17 protein-coding genes and 7 tRNA genes are annotated in these 18,772 nt (G+C 48.4%); 12 read left to right on the plus strand and 12 right to left on the minus strand.

Features of this window, described 5'->3' with window-relative positions; translation table 11 throughout:
* Nucleotides 1–4 precede the first annotated feature (4 nt).
* Nucleotides 5–601 (minus strand): PepSY-associated TM helix domain-containing protein, encoded by a 597-nt coding sequence (locus tag CF168_RS15680; protein ID WP_086903712.1) that lies wholly within the window; start codon nt 599–601, stop codon nt 5–7.
* 405 nt (nt 602–1,006) lie between these two features.
* On the opposite strand from CF168_RS15680, the gene CF168_RS15685 reads away from it, so the two are divergent.
* The gene (locus CF168_RS15685) at nt 1,007–1,642 is read left to right on the plus strand and encodes a hypothetical protein (RefSeq protein WP_167373713.1); all 636 of its coding nucleotides are present in this window, start codon (nt 1,007–1,009) and stop codon (nt 1,640–1,642) included.
* 292 nt (nt 1,643–1,934) lie between these two features.
* Here CF168_RS15685 and CF168_RS15690 read toward each other — a convergent pair.
* From CF168_RS15690 to CF168_RS15735, 10 genes are all read right to left on the minus strand, one after another.
* A tRNA-Gln gene (locus CF168_RS15690) sits at nt 1,935–2,009 on the minus strand.
* Nucleotides 2,010–2,045: 36 nt separating this feature from the next.
* Nucleotides 2,046–2,130: transfer RNA gene (locus CF168_RS15695), tRNA-Leu, on the minus strand.
* A gap of 83 nt (nt 2,131–2,213) precedes the next feature.
* Nucleotides 2,214–2,290 (minus strand) — tRNA-Met (locus tag CF168_RS15700).
* A gap of 1 nt (nt 2,291) precedes the next feature.
* Nucleotides 2,292–2,366 (minus strand) — tRNA-Gln (locus tag CF168_RS15705).
* Nucleotides 2,367–2,388: 22 nt separating this feature from the next.
* Nucleotides 2,389–2,463: transfer RNA gene (locus tag CF168_RS15710), tRNA-Gln, on the minus strand.
* A 47-nt stretch (nt 2,464–2,510) separates the two neighbouring features.
* A tRNA-Leu gene (locus CF168_RS15715) sits at nt 2,511–2,595 on the minus strand.
* 54 nt (nt 2,596–2,649) lie between these two features.
* Nucleotides 2,650–2,726, minus strand: a tRNA-Met gene (locus CF168_RS15720).
* 207 nt (nt 2,727–2,933) lie between these two features.
* Nucleotides 2,934–4,025, minus strand: coding sequence for a redox-regulated ATPase YchF (gene ychF / locus CF168_RS15725; RefSeq protein ID WP_089068286.1), 1,092 nt, complete (start codon nt 4,023–4,025; stop codon nt 2,934–2,936).
* Between the two features lie 140 nt (nt 4,026–4,165).
* On the minus strand, nt 4,166–4,753 hold the full coding sequence (pth, locus tag CF168_RS15730) for an aminoacyl-tRNA hydrolase (protein ID WP_011621799.1): 588 nt from the start codon (nt 4,751–4,753) through the stop codon (nt 4,166–4,168).
* Between the two features lie 165 nt (nt 4,754–4,918).
* On the minus strand, nt 4,919–6,145 hold the full coding sequence (locus CF168_RS15735; protein ID WP_167373648.1) for an FAD-dependent monooxygenase: 1,227 nt from the start codon (nt 6,143–6,145) through the stop codon (nt 4,919–4,921).
* Nucleotides 6,146–6,493: 348 nt separating this feature from the next.
* Here CF168_RS15735 and CF168_RS15740 point away from each other — a divergent pair, with 348 nt between their 5' ends.
* The 7 genes from CF168_RS15740 (at nt 6,494) to CF168_RS15770 (ending at nt 13,187) form a co-directional block, all read left to right on the plus strand.
* Nucleotides 6,494–6,826, plus strand: a complete 333-nt coding sequence (locus CF168_RS15740; protein ID WP_089068287.1) for a hypothetical protein — start codon at nt 6,494–6,496, stop codon at nt 6,824–6,826.
* Between the two features lie 139 nt (nt 6,827–6,965).
* Nucleotides 6,966–8,390 (plus strand): tRNA (N6-isopentenyl adenosine(37)-C2)-methylthiotransferase MiaB, encoded by a 1,425-nt coding sequence (gene miaB / locus CF168_RS15745; protein WP_089068288.1) that lies wholly within the window; start codon nt 6,966–6,968, stop codon nt 8,388–8,390.
* 263 nt (nt 8,391–8,653) lie between these two features.
* Nucleotides 8,654–9,685, plus strand: a complete 1,032-nt coding sequence (locus CF168_RS15750; protein ID WP_089068289.1) for a PhoH family protein — start codon at nt 8,654–8,656, stop codon at nt 9,683–9,685.
* Nucleotides 9,686–9,707: 22 nt separating this feature from the next.
* Nucleotides 9,708–10,169: an rRNA maturation RNase YbeY gene (ybeY, locus tag CF168_RS15755; protein ID WP_023268295.1), complete on the plus strand. Its 462-nt coding sequence runs from the start codon at nt 9,708–9,710 to the stop codon at nt 10,167–10,169.
* A gap of 39 nt (nt 10,170–10,208) precedes the next feature.
* Nucleotides 10,209–11,084, plus strand: coding sequence for a CNNM family magnesium/cobalt transport protein CorC (gene corC, locus CF168_RS15760; RefSeq protein ID WP_039978917.1), 876 nt, complete (start codon nt 10,209–10,211; stop codon nt 11,082–11,084).
* 42 nt (nt 11,085–11,126) lie between these two features.
* The gene (gene lnt / locus CF168_RS15765; protein WP_089068290.1) at nt 11,127–12,677 is read left to right on the plus strand and encodes an apolipoprotein N-acyltransferase; all 1,551 of its coding nucleotides are present in this window, start codon (nt 11,127–11,129) and stop codon (nt 12,675–12,677) included.
* Between the two features lie 15 nt (nt 12,678–12,692).
* On the plus strand, nt 12,693–13,187 hold the full coding sequence (locus CF168_RS15770) for a type II secretion system protein (protein WP_167373650.1): 495 nt from the start codon (nt 12,693–12,695) through the stop codon (nt 13,185–13,187).
* A 61-nt stretch (nt 13,188–13,248) separates the two neighbouring features.
* Here CF168_RS15770 and CF168_RS15775 read toward each other — a convergent pair whose 3' ends face one another.
* Nucleotides 13,249–13,749: a zinc ribbon-containing protein gene (locus CF168_RS15775; RefSeq protein WP_011621790.1), complete on the minus strand. Its 501-nt coding sequence runs from the start codon at nt 13,747–13,749 to the stop codon at nt 13,249–13,251.
* A 121-nt stretch (nt 13,750–13,870) separates the two neighbouring features.
* On the opposite strand from CF168_RS15775, the gene leuS reads away from it, so the two are divergent.
* Genes leuS through nadD form a run of 4 tightly spaced genes read left to right on the plus strand, consistent with a single transcriptional unit; the run spans nt 13,871 to nt 18,739 of the window.
* Nucleotides 13,871–16,450 carry a leucine--tRNA ligase gene (gene leuS / locus CF168_RS15780; protein ID WP_011716120.1) on the plus strand — a complete coding sequence of 860 codons (2,580 nt, stop codon included), beginning with the start codon at nt 13,871–13,873 and terminating at the stop codon, nt 16,448–16,450.
* A gap of 59 nt (nt 16,451–16,509) precedes the next feature.
* Entirely contained in the window at nt 16,510–17,004 is a 495-nt protein-coding gene (gene lptE, locus CF168_RS15785; protein ID WP_011621788.1) for an LPS assembly lipoprotein LptE, read from the plus strand.
* A 52-nt stretch (nt 17,005–17,056) separates the two neighbouring features.
* Nucleotides 17,057–18,088, plus strand: a complete 1,032-nt coding sequence (holA, locus tag CF168_RS15790; protein WP_089068291.1) for a DNA polymerase III subunit delta — start codon at nt 17,057–17,059, stop codon at nt 18,086–18,088.
* 12 nt (nt 18,089–18,100) lie between these two features.
* Nucleotides 18,101–18,739 (plus strand): nicotinate-nucleotide adenylyltransferase, encoded by a 639-nt coding sequence (gene nadD / locus CF168_RS15795; protein ID WP_089068292.1) that lies wholly within the window; start codon nt 18,101–18,103, stop codon nt 18,737–18,739.
* Nucleotides 18,740–18,772 lie beyond the last annotated feature (33 nt).

Genomic DNA, 18,772 nt, shown 5'->3' on the forward strand with positions numbered 1-18,772 from the left:
CTCCCTATGGAACAAAATAGACGTACACAAGTGCACAGCCTGAGCTGACGAGCACCATGTAAAACAAGGATTTTTTAAGTCGTTTAGTTTGAGGCAGCAGCAAATAAGCGCCGGTGAGCGAAAAGAGAATAATCAGCAAGGCGCAGAGATCTAACACCCAAGCCCAGACTATCCCGGTATTGCGCCCCTTGTGCAGATCGTTAAGCACAGCAACAACGCCATAATCTAAGGTCTCAACATAGGCTTTACCGTCGAGCAGATCTAAGGTAACGGTGCGATACGTGCCCGGGCCTTTATTCACGAGGCTTATCTCATCCTCATCAATATCGGCAGTACCGATATCCATATCCCATTGGCTTTTTAACCAATGCCCCGCCGCTAAACGCCACTCAGGCTCCTGTGGCGCAGCTGGTATCAAGTAGTTAGGAATATCAAACTGTTCACGTCGCGGTTCTTGATCTGCTGATGAAAACCAATTGGGATGGTTTAAGGTGATCCCGGTTACGGCAAAAAACAGCATTAACAGCAGCAGTGCCATAGAGACATAAACATGAATAATCCGAGCGAAGGAAAGCGATGATTTACTAACTTTTAATTTCAATGACTGACTCTCAAGAAGGGATATTAGGCGAGCGCCTAAATCGCCACCAACCGTTAGCTAATAGCCTGTATTAACGAAAGTTAATGGGATAGAGAGTAAATGATATTTATTATCAACAAAACCCAGGTTTACATTCTTTACATCACAAGTACGGTATAACGGCAAAGTTGATGGGAAATATTGCAAACTCACAGAGCGAGAATTGAGGCGGAGAAAACAGAAATAATTGTAAAACCAATACAAATTCAATTAGATAAAACTTAACTTTTTACCCTCTAATCCCTGTAAAAATTTACTTATTCACCCCTCTCGTTTACAGAATCGCAATCGGCTACAATCCGCCGCCGGCGACTTGCTGGTACTTCCAAAGGAAATATCATCTTGAGTACAACTCTGCTCAAAAAAATGCGTTGCCTTAACATTATTTGGCTCGCATTAATGCTTAATGCCTGTGTTGCCCCGCTGCTATTGATGTCACCCCAAGGCCAACTCATGTGGGCACTGCTAAAACCCCTTGTCGGATTAAATCCAAACGACGTGGGGCTGTTCGAACAACCGCTGGTTAAAGATCGAATGAAGGCTCTGCTCGGAGACAACTACGAGACCACTGTATCGCTGCTAAAAACCGCCGATAAAATCCAGCAGGAAGGTCCACTGTTTTATATGGTATCGACCTATACGCCTGTGCCGGAAATGGCCGAAAAAGCAGGCTTTGTGTGGAACTCAGAAACCAACCAAATGGCGGTGATGTTGCTTACGGGTGGCTCGCCAAAAATTATCTCTGAGCAATTTACCGATCAGGCTGAGAAACTGGTACCAAGCTGGCCTAAAGAATTGGCTGACTATACAGATCCGCAAAAACTACAGCAAAAGGCGATAGATGCTGGCACGGAAAAGCTGCAAGAACAAATCCCTGCGGCAACGCCCCTAAAAGCCGTTGCCACAGGCGATGTAAAAGCGACACAGGAAGCGGTGCTTGAAAAGGCAGTGAGCGAAGTCGCAGCTCCCGCAGCGGTTAAAGAAGTTAACCCCGTACAATAACGACTGATCTACGCTCGGCGAGTGTTTTAGTCACACATCACTTTTGTCGGTCTCAGCCACAGTGTTTATTAAGCACTGTGGCTTTTTTATCTCGATGACGCACCCATTCCAACCCCAAAGCGCATCTTAGTAATTCGCACATAGCCAAAGTACAAGCACAAGGCTTGCTCGAGTAAAGCCAAGCAATAGAGAAGAAGATTGAAAAATAACAAAGTAATGAGGGAGTGACTCGATAAACACATCACAAAAGACAGAAAGCAAAAAGCCCGTCGTAGGACGGGCTTTTTAACTATGGCTGGGGTACTAGGATTCGAACCTAGGTATGCCGGGATCAAAACCCGGTGCCTTACCGCTTGGCGATACCCCAATTAACTTTTCATCAACCTAGAAGGTTTCACTTTGATGGTACGGGAAGAGAGACTTGAACTCTCACACCTTGCGGCACCAGAACCTAAATCTGGCGTGTCTACCAATTTCACCATTCCCGCATCAAAATGTACCAGATTGGCAAACAAAGGCGTCTCTGGATTTTTACCAGATAAATCAAATTGATTTAACGTGGATTTAAATATGGTAGCAATGGCGGGACTTGAACCTGCGACCCCAGCATTATGAGTGCTGTGCTCTAACCAGCTGAGCTACATTGCCATGGCTGGGGTACTAGGATTCGAACCTAGGTATGCCGGGATCAAAACCCGGTGCCTTACCGCTTGGCGATACCCCAAAAACTGAGAAACATGAAATGATGGCTGGGGTACTAGGATTCGAACCTAGGTATGCCGGGATCAAAACCCGGTGCCTTACCGCTTGGCGATACCCCATCACTAACTTGTTTCATACATCCGCTTACGCCGATGTTTAAAAATAATGGTACGGGAAGAGAGACTTGAACTCTCACACCTTTCGGCACCAGAACCTAAATCTGGCGTGTCTACCAATTTCACCATTCCCGCACTGCTTCAAGTTGACATCCTGAATTGATGCTAGCAAACGCTAGGATAACGAAATGGTAGCAATGGCGGGACTTGAACCTGCGACCCCAGCATTATGAGTGCTGTGCTCTAACCAGCTGAGCTACATTGCCACTTCGTTATTGCGCGCCCCTCGTAGCGAGGAACGGGGCGTATTATGCTTATTCGAGGTATCGAGGTCAACAGCTTTTTTTCGCTATTTTCCTTGAGACAAACCGTTCGGCTATTACTTCACCAAACTGAGCAACAGATGCGCTAAATCGACCTCTGTTGCCCGTATTTTGCCTTACTTTCTAAAGCTTAGCCCTTTATCAAACCCGTTATACGTTAAACAGGAAGTGCATTACATCGCCGTCTTGAACAATGTATGTCTTGCCTTCTACACGTAACTTACCCGCTTCTTTGGCGCCCGCTTCACCTTTATAGGTAATAAAGTCGTCAAATGCCATCACTTGAGCACGAATAAAGCCACGTTCGAAGTCGGTGTGGATAACACCCGCCGCTTGTGGTGCAGTCGCGCCTACAGAAACGGTCCAAGCACGCACTTCTTTTACACCCGCTGTAAAGTAAGTTTGCAGGCTCAGCAATTGGTAACCGGCGCGAATAACGCGGTCTAACCCAGGCTCTTCTAAACCGAGGTCAGCCATAAACTCATCACGCTCTTCGGCCTCCATTTCAGCCAGTTCTGACTCAATGGCGGCGCACACAGACACAACAATGGCGTTTTCTTTTTCAGCAATGGCACGTACAGCATCTAAGTGTGGGTTATTTTCGAAACCATCTTCAGCCACGTTAGCGATGTACATGGTTGGCTTTAAGGTTAAGAAGTTTAAGTAAGCAACCGCTTCTAATTCTTCCTTAGACAGATCCATAGAACGCAACATATGGCCTTCATCGAGGATTGGACGCATCTTCTCGAGAACATCCACTTCAAACTTAGCGTCTTTGTCGCCGCCCTTAGCGCGTTTTTGTTGACGGATCACCGCACGCTCTAAGCTGTCTAAGTCGGCTAATGCCAATTCAGTGTTGATGACTTCGATATCGCGCGCAGGGTCAACACGGTTAGCCACGTGGACAATGTTGTCATCTTCAAAGCAACGAACCACGTGACCGATAGCATCGGTTTCGCGGATGTTGGCAAGGAACTTGTTACCTAAGCCTTCACCTTTCGACGCACCCGCCACTAGACCGGCAATATCCACGAATTCCATCGTGGTTGGCAGCACACGTTGCGGATTAACAATCGCCGCCAGCGCGTCTAAGCGTGGATCCGGCACAGGTACAACGCCAGTGTTTGGCTCGATGGTACAAAACGGGAAGTTTGCCGCTTCGATGCCAGCCTTAGTTAACGCATTAAAAAGCGTTGATTTACCTACGTTAGGAAGACCAACAATGCCGCATTTAAAACCCATATTCTTACCTTTCTCTCGATGATAGGCTGGCGAGTCACACTCACCAGCAAGTTTATAGTCAGCCTGCCCTTAGGCAGTACATTGATTAATTCTATTGTCCAGGTGTTCGCCGTCCTTTTCGCAGGCCGCGAGCACTGGGCTTACTCCGCTTTAAAGGAGTGTAAGCGAGTCATGGCTTTCACCATGTCCTCTTTAAATAGCACTTCAGTGGAACGTACGGCTTCATCTACGGCGGCGTTGATCAGCTCTTGTTCTTTAGCTGGCGCCTTACCCAGTACGTAACCACTTACTTTATTCTTATCGCCGGGATGGCCAATCCCAATCCGTAAACGGTAGAAGTTTTTATCATTAGCCAGTTTAGCAATAATGTCTTTTAAACCGTTATGGCCACCATGACCGCCACCGAGTTTAAATTTAGCCACACCGGGCGGCATATCCAACTCATCGTGGGCCACCAGAATTTCTTCAGGGGTAATACGGAAGAAATTCGCTAAGGCCCCCACGGCTTTGCCGCTTAAGTTCATATAAGTCGTTGGGATCAGTAAACGCACATCTTTGCCATGCAATACGGCTCTGGCGGTGAGGCCAAAATACTTGCTATCCGGCACTAAGCTGACGCCACAGATGCGGGCCAATTCTTCCACATACCAAGCACCCGCATTATGGCGAGTCTGCGCATATTCGGCGCCCGGATTGGCAAGACCTACGATTAATTTAATTTCGCTCATGACACTCACTAATGGCACTCAATACTGTGTTAATTGGTCGATGGCAAAGCGCACAGGACGACCATCTTGAGTTAATATGCCGCTTATGCTCGTTAAAAACGCGGCATTTTAGCACTCAATGCGTAAGTCAACAAATGCCGAGTGAGTCAGCACTAATGATGTGGCCTAATTGAGGCCCATCGCATACTTCAGCACGGTTCGCTTGATGGGAGAGTTAATATTGGCCAGTTTTAACGCGCCGTTACGCAGTAATTTAAGTGGCAAAATGTCATTACTAAAGCCTGCGTAAAACACATCCATGGTCGTCATCATCAGTTGATTATCGCGATAACGTTTGGCTTGATAGGCATTTAATACCTCGGTAGACCACCAAGGTTTATCCTCGGTTAATGCAGTCTTGATTACCGCCAGTAAGGCCTCGACATCTTTAAAGCCGAGGTTAACCCCTTGACCCGCCAACGGGTTAATGGTGTGCGCCGCATCCCCTAAAATCACCACATTCGGCTTAAAATAGGCATTCGCGTGGCGGCGCGTCAGGGCAAAACTGCCTTTGGCCTCAACGGTAAAGTCGCTGTCTAAACGAGCGGGAAAATGCTGGCGGATTTGGTCGGCAAGCTGCTTATGATTCAGCTGCATTAACTGTTTAATGCGATTGGCATCGTCATACCAGACTAACGACGCATGATTGCCGGGTAAAGGTAATAACGAGCGCGGGCCGTTAGGGGTAAATTGTTGCCAAGTAACATCTTGCTGACCTTGGGCGGTTTGGATATTAATCAGCATCGCCGCTTGGGCATAGTCCCATCCAGAGATGCCAATCCCCGCCCATTGACGCACCTGCGAGTTGGCGCCATCTGCCCCAATGAGCAGCTTGGCCTCAAGCTGAATACCGGATTGTAAGTGCACGCTTACCCCGTCTGTGAGGCGTGAAAATGTCGCCACACGTTCGGGGCAAAACAATTTAATCGCATCCCATTGCTGCATTTGCTCCCACAGGGCAAGTTGCACCAAACGGTTTTCAACAATATGCCCTAAATGGCTCGCGCCGATTTGTGAGCTATGGAATTGAGTAATGCAGCCATCAAGCTCCCAGGTTTCCAAGCCCAGATAAGGCACATTACGCATGTTAAGCAGGCTCTCGAGCGCGCCTAACTGCTCGAGTAACTGTTCAGAGGCCACGCTTATCGCCGACACGCGGACATCTAATGCCTGCTCGGGGGAATAAGCTTCGGGGGCAAATGATTCAATCACCGCCACCTGTAAGCCTTGCTTCGCCAGCCCGATAGCCGTTGCCGCGCCCACCATACCGCCACCGACAAGAATCACATCAAATTGTTGAGTATCTGTGGTTGTCTGGCTTGGTTGCTGTGTTTGGCTTATCGCTTGGCTCATCTTAGTTACCACTCTTTAGAATTCTTTCCATTTATCTGACGCACTTTACTCTTATCTAAACTCGAACTTGAGGCTCAAGCTTAAAGCGCATCACTCTGATCGCGGGCATTGTATCAAAAGCATGTCAATTTCAGCTCAAAGGTGAGCAAATGTTGCTAGGGGCGCATTTGCTCACAGTTGCTTACAAAGGCAAGTTTTCAGCCTTGGCAAAGCCACTACACTCTAAGGCAACCCCGCAGGAATCTCAGGCGGTCTGCGGGATAAGCCGATTAGCTTCTCACTTAGCGAGCCCTAGCCGTTCGGGACGAGTTACCAGTGAATCCACTTAATAGAGTTAGTGAGGATGTCATGAAAACACTCATCCATTTGCAGATAGCCAGTAGTCTACTGATTTGCAGCGCGATCCCATTTAGTCATGCCTTGGCGGCAACACCCGTGATGGAAACCATCACGGTCAGTTACCGCGACCCGCTCGATTATGCCCTATATCTACATACCACGGAAATGTTGAGCGTATTTCGACTAGAAATCCGTGAAGACATTAGCATTCAAGCCCGTAATAGCTTGTTAGAAATGGCAAATGCAGCCCAATTTAACCAACCATCCCTCGCACAAAACCCATCAGCCGAGATAAACCTAGCTTCTTTGTGGGTATCACAATCTCAGGGGATTAGCGAGTAAAAATGTGGACAAAGCTGGTCAGCAGCCATAACTGCGGGTAAAATGTCGCGCTATTTTTACTGGGCGGCCGGATTTGTCTGTAACAGGGCAAAGGCAGCTTGGGCACATATTTACTGGGCAGCGTAGGGCAACACAACTGATGAGCAAAAAACTCCATATTAAAACTTGGGGCTGTCAAATGAATGAGTATGACTCATCCAAGATGGCGGATCTTTTAGGCGAATACCAAGGTTACACCTTGACTGAAGAAGCAGAAGAAGCGGACATTCTACTGCTAAACACTTGTTCTATCCGCGAAAAAGCGCAGGAAAAGGTGTTCCATCAGTTAGGTCGTTGGAAAACCCTCAAAGATAAAAATCCCGATCTTATCATTGGTGTGGGTGGTTGTGTTGCATCGCAGGAAGGTAAGGCGATCAAAGACCGTGCTCAGTGCGTCGACATCATCTTTGGACCACAGACACTGCACCGTCTACCGGATATGATCGACCAAGTACGTCGTGGCGAAAAGGCCGTGATCGACGTGAGCTTCCCTGAGATCGAGAAATTTGACCGTCTTCCAGAACCGCGCGCCGAAGGCCCAACGGCGTTTGTGTCTATCATGGAAGGTTGCAGCAAGTACTGTTCATTCTGCGTGGTGCCTTACACCCGCGGTGAAGAAGTCAGCCGTCCATCGGACGATATCATCCTCGAGATTGCCCAACTGGCAGAACAAGGTGTGCGCGAAGTCAACCTGCTCGGTCAAAACGTTAACGCCTACCGTGGTGCAACCCACGACGGCGGCATTTGTACCTTTGCCGAGCTATTACGCTATGTTGCCGCTATCGATGGCATCGACCGTATTCGCTTCACCACCAGTCACCCGATTGAATTTACGCAGGACATTATCGACGTTTACGAAGATACTCCTGAATTAGTCAGCTTCCTGCACTTACCTGTGCAATCAGGTTCTGACCGCATTCTAACGGCAATGAAGCGTGGCCATATGGCGATTGAATACAAGTCAATCATCCGCCGTCTGCGCAAAGCTCGTCCTGATATCCAAATCAGCTCTGACTTTATCATTGGCTTCCCAGGCGAAACCAAAGAAGACTTCGCCGATACCATGAAGCTGATTGAAGATGTGGCGTTTGACCACAGCTTTAGCTTTATCTACAGTGCGCGCCCTGGTACACCTGCGGCAGATTTACCCGATGACGTTGATATGGAAGAGAAAAAACAACGTCTGGCGATTCTGCAGGACCGTATCACTCAACAAGCCATGCGTTACAGCCGCCATATGATGGGCACTGTACAACGTATTCTGGTTGAAGGCCCATCGGTGAAAAACCCTATGGAGCTGCGCGGCCGTACCGAAAACAACCGTGTAGTCAACTTCGAAGGTCTGCCGAAGCACATTGGTAGCTTTGTGGATGTTGAAATTGTTGACGTTTACACTAACTCGCTGCGAGGTAAATTTATCCGTGGTGAAGATGAAATGGATCTGCGCCGCAACCTACGCCCATCAGATATTCTGGCCAAACACAAACAGGATGACGATCTCGGTGTGACACAATTTAAACCTTAAGGGTTTAAAATCGAGTAAGCAGCACCTATATCAGGGCGACATGGTTTAGTTAACCTCAGTGTCGCCCTTTTTGTTTTGTGTACTTTTGCCTTCTATAGAGCAGTCATTCAAAACCCTTGGGCTTAACGATTTTCCGTTAGCAATTATCCGCTATGGCTCGTAAACTGAGATTATCTTCTGATTAGAGACTGCGATAGCGAACAGGCATCGCACTTGGCTTTTCACTCAGCACTTTGCTTGGTATTTGACAATAGGAGTACTATTTGTCCAGTAAATTAACCACAATGAATCTGTATCTCGAACCCGCAGAAACCCGCCGTTTGGCCTCGCTGTGCGGTCCCTTCGATGACAATATCAAACAGATTGAGCGTCGCGTTGGCGTTGAGATAGTCCGTAAGAACAACCATTTTCAAATTACCGGACTGCCGCGTAACTGTTTAAGTGCCAATAACTTACTTAAGCAGCTCTATATCGAGACCCAAACGGTCAAGGGCAGCACTCCGGACCTCGATCCTGAGCAGGTGCATTTGGCAATTCAAGAAGCCATAGCTCTCGAACAGGACGACAGCGGTGACGATAAATCTTTATTTATCAAAACCCGCCGTGGTGTGATTAAACCGCGTAACCCCAACCAAAGCACCTATGTGGCCAACATTGTGCGCCATGATATTACCTTTGGTATTGGCCCTGCGGGAACGGGTAAAACCTACTTAGCAGTGGCCGCCGCCGTTGATGCATTAGAGCGTCAAGAAGTGCGCCGTATTCTGCTCACCCGCCCTGCGGTTGAAGCAGGGGAAAAACTCGGCTTCTTACCCGGTGATTTAAGCCAGAAAGTCGACCCTTACCTGCGCCCACTTTATGATGCCTTGTTCGAAATGCTCGGCTTTGAAAAGGTGGAACGCTTGATCGAGAAAAACGTCATCGAAGTGGCGCCACTCGCCTATATGCGTGGTCGCACCCTAAACGATGCCTTTATTATTCTCGATGAGAGCCAAAACACCACGGTCGAACAGATGAAGATGTTCTTAACCCGTATTGGCTTTAACTCACGCGCGGTGATCACGGGTGACATCACCCAGACAGACTTACCCAAACATGTTAAGTCGGGTCTACGCCACGCCATTGAAGTCCTGAGCCAAGTCGAGGAAATCAGCTTTAACTTCTTCGTGTCTCAAGACGTAGTGCGTCACCCAGTGGTTGCTCGGATTGTCGAAGCCTATGATGCTTACGATCGTAAAGAGCAGGCATTAAAGGCCGAAAAAGAGCGCCGCGACTATCAACAAGCGCATCCATAAACGCAACCGGAAGTTTTAAAGCATGAGTCTTGATTTAGCCTTAGATGTGCAATACGCCACGGCGAGTGACTATCTGCCGAGCGAAGAGCAGTTTGCCCTCTGGGTAAAAACCGCCATTGGTAACAGCATGGAACAGGCGGAGCTGACAATCCGCATCGTCGATGCCCGTGAAAGCCAAATGCTAAACAGCACCTACAGAGGCAAAGACAAACCGACCAACGTGTTGTCGTTTCCCTTTGAAGCACCGCCAGAAATTGAACTTCCACTGCTTGGAGATCTTGTCATTTGTGCCGCAGTCGTTGAAAATGAAGCGCGTGAACAAGATAAAACCCTAGAAGCCCATTGGGCACACATGGTTGTACATGGTTGCCTGCATCTGCTAGGTTATGATCACATTGAAGACGAAGAAGCTGAAGAGATGGAGTCGTTAGAGACTCAACTCATTGAAAGCTTAGGTTTTACTGACCCATATAAGGAACAATAATTAACCGCGGTGCCAAGCATCAAAGTTAATGAGAAAACTATGAGTGACGATATCCCCCCGAGTACGAGCGCCCAAAAGAAAGGCTGGTTTGACAGAGTAAGTCAGTTATTTCAGGGCGAACCTCAAAATCGCGAAGACTTAGTCGATGTGATTGATGGCGCTGAGCAGCGCGAGTTAATCACCGAAGACACCCGCGAAATGATCAAAGGTGTATTAGAAGTTTCTGATATGCGTGTTCGGGATATTATGATCCCACGAGCTCAAATTGTCGCGATTCAAATCGACAATACTGTCGAAGAATTGCTCGCAACTGTTATCGGTTCAGGCCATTCTCGCTTCCCTGTAGTTAACGAAGATAAAGACCATATCGAAGGCATTTTACTGGCTAAAGATTTGATCCCTTATGGTTTCTCAAACAGTGAAGAACCCTTCTCCCTCGAGCGCGTGATCCGCCCCGCCGTCGTTGTGCCAGAGAGCAAACGCGTCGACGTATTACTCAAAGAATTCCGCTCCCAGCGTTACCATATGGCGATTGTCGTCGACGAATACGGCGGAGTATCGGGTCTAGTGACCATTGAAGATATTCTCGAAGAAATCGTCGGTGAGATTGAAGACGAATTCGACCACGATAGCCCTGAAGACACTGAGATCCGCAAGGTCGGCAACACTGTCTACATGGTAAAAGCGTTGACGCCTATCGAGGATTTTAACGAAGAATTCAATACTCACTTCAGCGATGAAGAGTTTGATACCGTCGGTGGTTTAGTGTCCCATGCCTTTGGTCATCTACCAGAGCGTAATGAGAGCATTATGATCGAAGGAATTGAATTTAAAGTCATCAATGCCGATACCAGACGCTTAATCCAACTCAGAGTTAAACTCCCCGATCCCAATATCGGTGAAGACGTAGAATAACCCTCTGCGTAAGAATAACGCTCAGTGTAAGAAGAATTATCCGTGCTAACTAACATTCGGGCTTTTGCCCAACAAAAGTCCCGACTGAGCGTGTTACGGCTCGTGCTGGCGTTTATTTTAGGCGCCAGTACGGCGCTTTCCTTTGCCCCTTATTCCTTGTGGATTATCTATCCCGTCGCCATGGCCTTAGCCCTGTGGCTGAGTTGCTCCTTGACTCCTAAAGCCAGCTTCTTCCATTGGTTAAGCTTTGGTTTTGGCTGTTTTGCCGTTGGGATCAGTTGGGTACATGTCAGTATGGACACCTTCGGTGGCCTCCCCTTAGCCGCGTCAGTGGGGCTAATGGCACTGTTAGCCCTCTATTTAGCCCTCTATCCGGCCTTAACGGGTCTAGGTTTAGCGTGGTTGACCCGCACTAATACTCCGTCGCTATGGCGCAATCTATTACTCTTCCCCGCGCTTTGGGTCTTAACCGAATGGGCTAGAGGCTGGGTGATGACAGGGTTTCCCTGGATCTGGGCCGGCTACTCCCAAACCCAAGGTCCATTAAAGGAACTCGCAAGTATTATTGGTGCCCTAGGACTCAGTTTCTTAATTGCGATGCTCGCGGGCGCCTTAGCCCTGTGTTTTAGCAAGCGCTACAAAAGCCTGATAATTTTACTGCCAATCATCGCAGCTGCGGCTTGGGTTGCCCCAAAGCTAACGCAAATCCAGCCGACAGGCGAATCAGTTAAAGTTGCATTGGTGCAGGGAAACATTCCCCAGAGTATGAAATGGGAACCCGAGGCGCTCTGGCCAACCCTATTGAAATACATGGATTTATCCCGTGAGCACTTCGACGCTGACATTATCGTCTGGCCAGAAGCTGCTATCCCGGCGCCAGAATCCATGGTGCAAGACTTTTTGGATAATGCTAACAAGGTTGCCAACCTTAACCACACTTCAATCATCACGGGGATTATTAGCCGTCAGCATGACGAGTTTTATAACTCTTTGATAGTTCTAGGTAACCATAATCAGAAGCAGCAAGATACGCCGGATTATGAGAGCGATGGCAGCAACCAGTTTAAGAAACACCATCTACTGCCTATCGGCGAGTTTGTGCCCTTTGAAGCCTTACTGCGCCCGATTGCGCCTTTCTTCAATCTGCCGATGTCTTCCTTCGCTCGGGGCGATTATCAACAGCCGAACTTGAGCGCCGTAGGCCATAAAATTGCTCCGGCAATTTGTTATGAAATCGCCTTCCCAGAGCAGCTGCGTGACAGTGTTAACCTCGGCACCGATCTGCTGTTAACCGTATCGAACGATGCATGGTTTGGCACCTCAAATGGGCCGTTGCAGCATATGGAAATCGCCCAAATGCGCGCCATCGAATTGGGCCGTCCTCTGGTGCGCGCCACCAACAACGGCGTGACCGCGGTTGTTGATGAGAAAGGCAATATCACAGCTGCACTGCCGCAATTTGAAACGGGCGTGCTAAGCGCGACGATTCCACTGGTTACAGGCCAAACTTGGTTTGCCAAAATCGGTCAAACACCGCTGCTATTGCTGTGTGGTGCGCTGCTGTTAGTCGGGTTTATTCGTCGTAAAAAATAACAATAGAGTTAGAAATTGATTAATCAGAAACGCATTCAAGGTTTTACCTTAATCGAACTCGTCGTCGTTATCATAGTGCTCGGGATTTTAGCGGTTGTTGCAGCGCCGAAATTTATCGGTATGAGCAAAGAGGCGCGGGAGAAAAGTCTGCTGCAACTTCAAGCCAGCGTAAAAACCGCCAATACCTTGGCCTATTCCAAGACCCAAATGCCGAGTTTGCAAAGCCAAGCCGTTGTGGGCCGTGACGATATTATCGACATCGACCTCAATGGTGATGGCGACCCCGACACCCGTCTCAAGTGGGGATATTTGGACAATACCGATATCGAAAAATGGATAACGAAAGACGATAAACTCGTTATTCAATACCAAGGCATTGATATTACTTATATTGGTTACGACTTAAATGACAATTCTATCGTCGACGACGATCAGTGTTATTTCCGCTACACCCAAGCTGCAGATTCGAGCACTCCGCCGCTTTACGATATCAATGTTCAAGGCTGTTAATGACTCACAAAAAAACGACGCTAAGCGTCGTTTTTTATTTATGCACGTTGAAGCAATCCCCTTAAGGCGTTAACGCCTCACGGGTAAACTCCTCATGGTCACACTCGGGGCAATCTGGGATCACCCCCGGGAACTCGATACTCATTTCATGGCCGCAGTTAGTGCATACCATCACCCCTTGACTCACAATATCGCCACTCTGGTAATAGCCGTGGTGTTTGAAGTCTTGAGTCAACTCGTGCCACTCCACTTGGCTGCGGTCAGTGATTTCACTTAACCAATGCCAAAGGGTGTTTTCAAGGGTGATCACCGTCGGGCTGTGGCTTAAGCTGTCGGCATTTTGCTCACGCAAAAAGCTGGCGATATCACGCTTTAAGAATTGCTCCACTAAGGCGAGCTCATCTTCCCCCGCTTGTTCTTTGAGGCGTAAAAACTCCTTCCCTTGAGTGACAGACTTAAATAAATTCTTTGCAGTCAGCGAGTTATCTTCCGCAAATTGCGCTTTCACTTCGTTAATTAAGGCTTGATACAGTCCTAGTAGCGCACTACTTCTATCATTCATAACCAATACTCCTTCATAGAACCTTTTTAATGCATCGCTTCTAGTTTATTCTATGCAGATCTTATTCGCGTCGATATGGCGTTAGATCAAATAAATAGGCGGCACTGCCGGAAATAGCGTGATGCAAGAGCAATATAATCCCTCAGAAATTGAAGCCTTAGTGCAAAAGCACTGGCACGACAACAAAACCTTCGAAGTTACTGAAGATGCGAACAAAGAAAAGTTTTATTGCCTTTCGATGTTCCCCTATCCTTCAGGTCGACTCCACATGGGACACGTTCGCAACTATACCATAGGCGATGTGGTTGCCCGCTTCCAGCGTCTTCAAGGCAAAAACGTGCTACAACCTATCGGTTGGGACTCTTTCGGTTTGCCTGCAGAAAACGCCGCAATCAACAACAAAACAGCCCCAGCACCATGGACTTATCAAAATATTGAGTACATGAAGAATCAGCTAAAACTCTTAGGTTTTGGCTACGACTGGAGCCGTGAAATCGCCACTTGTACCCCAGAATACTACCGCTGGGAACAATGGTTCTTCACTAAACTGTACGAAAAAGGCTTAGTTTACAAGAAGACAGCTTCTGTTAACTGGTGCCCTAACGATGAAACCGTACTGGCCAACGAGCAGGTACAAGACGGTTGCTGCTGGCGTTGTGATACCCCTGTAGAACAAAAAGAAATTCCACAGTGGTTCATTAAGATCACCGCCTACGCCGAAGAACTGTTAAACGATATCGACACCTTAGACGGCTGGCCTGAGCAAGTTAAGACCATGCAGCGCAACTGGATTGGTCGCAGTGAAGGCGTGGAAATGACCTTCGGTGTGGCAGGTAGCGACAAGTCATTCGATATCTACACAACGCGTCCCGATACCCTGATGGGCGTAACCTATGTGGCGATTGCTGCCGGTCATCCATTAGCAGAATTAGCGGCTCAAACTAACCCAGAGCTGGCTCAATTTATTGAAGAGTGCAAAAACAGCACCACTTCAGAAGCCGATTTGGCCACCATGGAAAAACGCGGTGTAGCAACAGGCCTTTACGCGATTCACCCCATCACTGGCAAACAAGTGCCTATTTGGGCGGCGAACTTTGTACTGATGAACTACGGCACCGGCGCCGTGATGTCAGTCCCTGGCCACGACCAACGCGATTACGAATTTGCTAAAAAGTACAATCTGCCCATCGAAGCAGTTATCAAGCCTGTTGATGGCGAGTTAGACATCAGCGAAGCGGCTTACACCGAAAAAGGCGTACTGTTTAACTCTGGTGAGTTCGACGGTTTAGACTTTGACGGCGCCTTCAATGCCATCGCCGACAAGTTAGTGGCTGAAGGTAAAGGCAAACGCCAAGTCAACTACCGTCTGCGCGACTGGGGTGTATCACGTCAACGTTACTGGGGCGCACCTATTCCTATGGTGACCTTAGCCGACGGCACTGTTATTCCAACGCCTGAAGATCAACTGCCAGTTATTCTGCCAGAAGATGTGGTGATGGACGGAATCCAAAGCCCAATCAAGGCTGACAAAGAGTGGGCGAAAACCCAAGTTAACGGCCAAGATGCGCTGCGCGAAACCGATACCTTCGATACCTTTATGGAATCTTCTTGGTATTACGCACGTTACTGCAGCCCACAAGCAGACCAAATGTTAGATCCAACTAAGGCTAACTACTGGTTACCTGTGGATCAGTATATTGGTGGTATCGAACACGCTTGTATGCACTTGTTATACTTCCGCTTCTTCCACAAGTTGCTGCGTGATGCGGGTCTGGTTAACTCTAACGAGCCAGCGAAACAATTGCTGACTCAGGGCATGGTTTTAGCCGATGCCTTCTACTACACCAACGACAAGGGTGCCCGTGTATGGGTGTCTCCGCTGGATGTAGTAACCACAGAAAAAGACGATAAAGGCCGAGTCACCAAAGCCATCGATAAAGACGGTAACGAACTGGTTTACACCGGTATGTGCAAGATGTCTAAGTCGAAAAACAACGGTATCGACCCACAGGTGATGGTAGAGAAATACGGTGCCGACACTGTGCGTCTGTTTATGATGTTCGCATCACCACCAGAATTAACCCTGGAATGGCAAGAGTCTGGCGTTGAAGGCGCGCACCGCTTTATCAAACGTCTGTGGAAACTGGCCAGCGATTATGTGGCGCAGGACAACAGCGAAGCCTTAGACGTTAGCAAATTAACTAGCGAGCAAAAAGCGCTGCGCCGTGAAGTGCACAAGACCATCGCTAAGGTGACCGATGATATCGGCCGTCGCCAGATGTTCAACACTGCGGTTGCCGCCGTGATGGAACTGATGAACCACCTGCAAAAAGCGCCACAAACCACAGGTCAAGACAGAGCCATTATCGGCGAAGCTTTAACTGCGGTAGTGCGTTTACTGTACCCAATCATCCCACACGTGAGCTTTACCCTGTGGAACGAACTGGGCAACACCAACAGCATCGAAGACAGCCAATGGCCTGTTGTGGATGAATCTGCTCTGGTAGAAGACAGCAAACTCATCGTGGTACAAGTGAACGGTAAAGTGCGCGCTAAGATCACTGTCGCTGCCGATGCTGACCAAGCGTCTGTTGAAGCGCTGGGTATGGCGGACGAGCAAGTCATCAAGTATTTAGATGGTGTTACGGTTCGTAAAGTTATCTATGTACCCGGTAAACTGCTCAGCATCGTTGCCAACTAACATCGTTGTTGTGATAAACGGATGCTGTCCACAAGACAAACAGGAAACCGCGAAAACTTATGCTAATTAAACGCTTAGCTTTCGCAATCATGGCGCTGGTCATTATGACCAGCGCAGGTTGCGGTTTTAAGCTTCAACGTAGCTACCAAATCCCCGAGCAGCTCAATCAACTCAGTTTGAGCAGCTCGGACGAATACAGCGAACTCACCCGTTTGGTGCGTGAGCGGTTACGTTTGAACAACGTCAAGATTGTCGATGCTGCCAATGATGTGCCAGTGTTAAGGCTCATCACCGACTCCTTAGAGCGTTCTACCCTGTCACTTTACCCTACGGGCAATGTGGCTGAGTATGAGCTTATCTATTTCGTCGAATTTGCCGTGGCCTTGCCGGGCAAAGAGGCGCAGCCTTTCAAGATTGAAATTCGCCGCGATTACTTAGACGACCCTCGCACCGCACTGGCGAAAAGCCGTGAGATGGAACTGTTAGTCAAAGAAATGCGTATTCAAGCGGCCGACAGGATCCTGCAATCCATGGCCAGCACAGAGGTGAATTAATGCAGGGTCCAAATTAATGTGGCACTGCAATAAAATGTGGAGAGTGGTTTAAATGCGTGTTTATCCTGATCAACTCTCCCGCCATCTCAATCCGCTTCACGCTTGCTACCTGATTTTTGGTGATGATCCTTGGTTGCTCGAAACATCCAAGGATCAGATCCGCCAAGCAGCCAAACGCCAAGGGTTTGAAGAGCGCGTTCAGTTAATTCAAGAAACGGGTTTTAACTGGGGTGACTTGACCCAAGAATGGCAATCCATGAGCCTGTTTTCTAGTCGGCGCATCATTGAGCTAACACTGCCCAACGCAAAACCCGGTGCAGATGGTTCGGCGGCGCTACAAGCATTGCTGCAAACGCCAAATCCAGATGTGCTGCTGATCCTCGAAGGCCCAAAACTCGCCAGCGAGCAAACCAATAGCAAGTGGTTCAAAACCTTGGATAGTTTAGGGATTTATTTGCCCTGCACTACGCCAGAGGGCGACCAATTTAGACGTTGGCTCGACTCACGCATTGCGCATTTTAAGCTGAATTTACAGCCCGATGCGCGCGCTATGCTTTACAGCCTCTACGAAGGGAATTTACTCGCCGCCGATCAGGCCATGCAGTTACTACAACTGTTAAGCCCAAGCCAGCCTATCGGTGCCGACGAGTTAAGCCATTACTTTGAAGATCAATCCCGCTTTACCGTATTTCAGCTCACCGATGCACTGCTGAATAATCGCCAAGACAGTGCTCAGCATATGCTGGCCCAACTCAACGGCGAAGGCACGGCCATGCCGATTTTACTCTGGGCCTTATTCAAAGAGCTGCAGTTACTGCTTAGCCTCAAGAGTGAACAAGCCCAAGGCGCGCCCTTAAATAGCCTGTTTGGTAAACATCGAATTTGGGATAAACGCAAACCCTTGTACCAGACCGCGATGCAGCGCTTAAGCCTTACCCAAATCGAATATATGCTTGCCTTCGCGTCTAAACTGGAGCTGAACCTAAAGCAATTAGGCCATGAAGATTGGACAGGGCTTAGCCACCTGTGCTTATTATTCGATCCTAAGGCCCACGGCCATTTGGCCCATATCAGCTTAGATTAAGGCACTGACTGAATGCGTATCGGTATTTTAGGCGGCACCTTCGACCCCATACATTACGGCCATATTCGCCCCGCAATGGAAGTCAAAGCCTGTCTCAAGCTGGATAACATCCTGCTGATGCCCAACCATATTCCGCCGCATAAAAACACCACTCATTCGAGCACGGCGCAGCGGCTCGAAATGGTCGCGCAGGTATGTGAGGCATTAACAGGTTTTGAGCTGTGTGATATCGAAGCTAAACGCGACAGCCCATCCTATACGGTTGTCACCCTTCAGCAGTTAAGTCGACTTTATCCCGATGACGAACTGTTTTTTATTATGGGGATGGATTCGTTTATTCACCTGCAAAGCTGGCACAAATGGCAACAACTGTTTGAATTAGCCAATATTGTGGTATGTCAGCGCCCGGGCTGGCATTTAGCCGAAGGGCACCCAATGCAGCATGAGCTAAGCGCACGTCAGGCAACGCTTGAAACCTTAAGTCACTCAAGCGCGCCGCAACATGGGCGCATCTTTACCGTTGATATCAGCCCACAGGATATTTCGTCCACTCAAATTCGCTCACAGCTGGCCATGGGGGAAATTCCACAGGACGCCCTCCTACCCGTCACTCTAAATTACATTCAAAAACAACGGCTTTATTTTTCTTAGGCTGAAAATCAAGCGCTAAGAGTACAAACTCAG

Origin of the sequence: Shewanella bicestrii, from assembly GCF_002216875.1 — a bacterium.
Taxonomy (GTDB): Bacteria; Pseudomonadota; Gammaproteobacteria; order Enterobacterales; family Shewanellaceae; genus Shewanella; species Shewanella seohaensis.

Bases quoted from the DNA above. Each gene is read 5' to 3' on its own strand.
- CF168_RS15685 (WP_167373713.1), top strand. From the start codon at position 1,007: ATGCGTTGCCTTAACATTATTTGGCTCGCATTAATGCTTAATGCCTGT.
- ychF (WP_089068286.1), bottom strand. From the start codon at position 4,025: ATGGGTTTTAAATGCGGCATTGTTGGTCTTCCTAACGTAGGTAAATCA.
- pth (WP_011621799.1), bottom strand. From the start codon at position 4,753: ATGAGCGAAATTAAATTAATCGTAGGTCTTGCCAATCCGGGCGCCGAA.
- CF168_RS15735 (WP_167373648.1), bottom strand. From the start codon at position 6,145: ATGAGCCAAGCGATAAGCCAAACACAGCAACCAAGCCAGACAACCACA.
- CF168_RS15740 (WP_089068287.1), top strand. From the start codon at position 6,494: ATGAAAACACTCATCCATTTGCAGATAGCCAGTAGTCTACTGATTTGC.
- miaB (WP_089068288.1), top strand. From the start codon at position 6,966: ATGAGCAAAAAACTCCATATTAAAACTTGGGGCTGTCAAATGAATGAG.
- ybeY (WP_023268295.1), top strand. From the start codon at position 9,708: ATGAGTCTTGATTTAGCCTTAGATGTGCAATACGCCACGGCGAGTGAC.
- corC (WP_039978917.1), top strand. From the start codon at position 10,209: ATGAGTGACGATATCCCCCCGAGTACGAGCGCCCAAAAGAAAGGCTGG.
- CF168_RS15775 (WP_011621790.1), bottom strand. From the start codon at position 13,749: ATGAATGATAGAAGTAGTGCGCTACTAGGACTGTATCAAGCCTTAATT.
- leuS (WP_011716120.1), top strand. From the start codon at position 13,871: ATGCAAGAGCAATATAATCCCTCAGAAATTGAAGCCTTAGTGCAAAAG.
- lptE (WP_011621788.1), top strand. From the start codon at position 16,510: ATGCTAATTAAACGCTTAGCTTTCGCAATCATGGCGCTGGTCATTATG.
- holA (WP_089068291.1), top strand. From the start codon at position 17,057: ATGCGTGTTTATCCTGATCAACTCTCCCGCCATCTCAATCCGCTTCAC.
- nadD (WP_089068292.1), top strand. From the start codon at position 18,101: ATGCGTATCGGTATTTTAGGCGGCACCTTCGACCCCATACATTACGGC.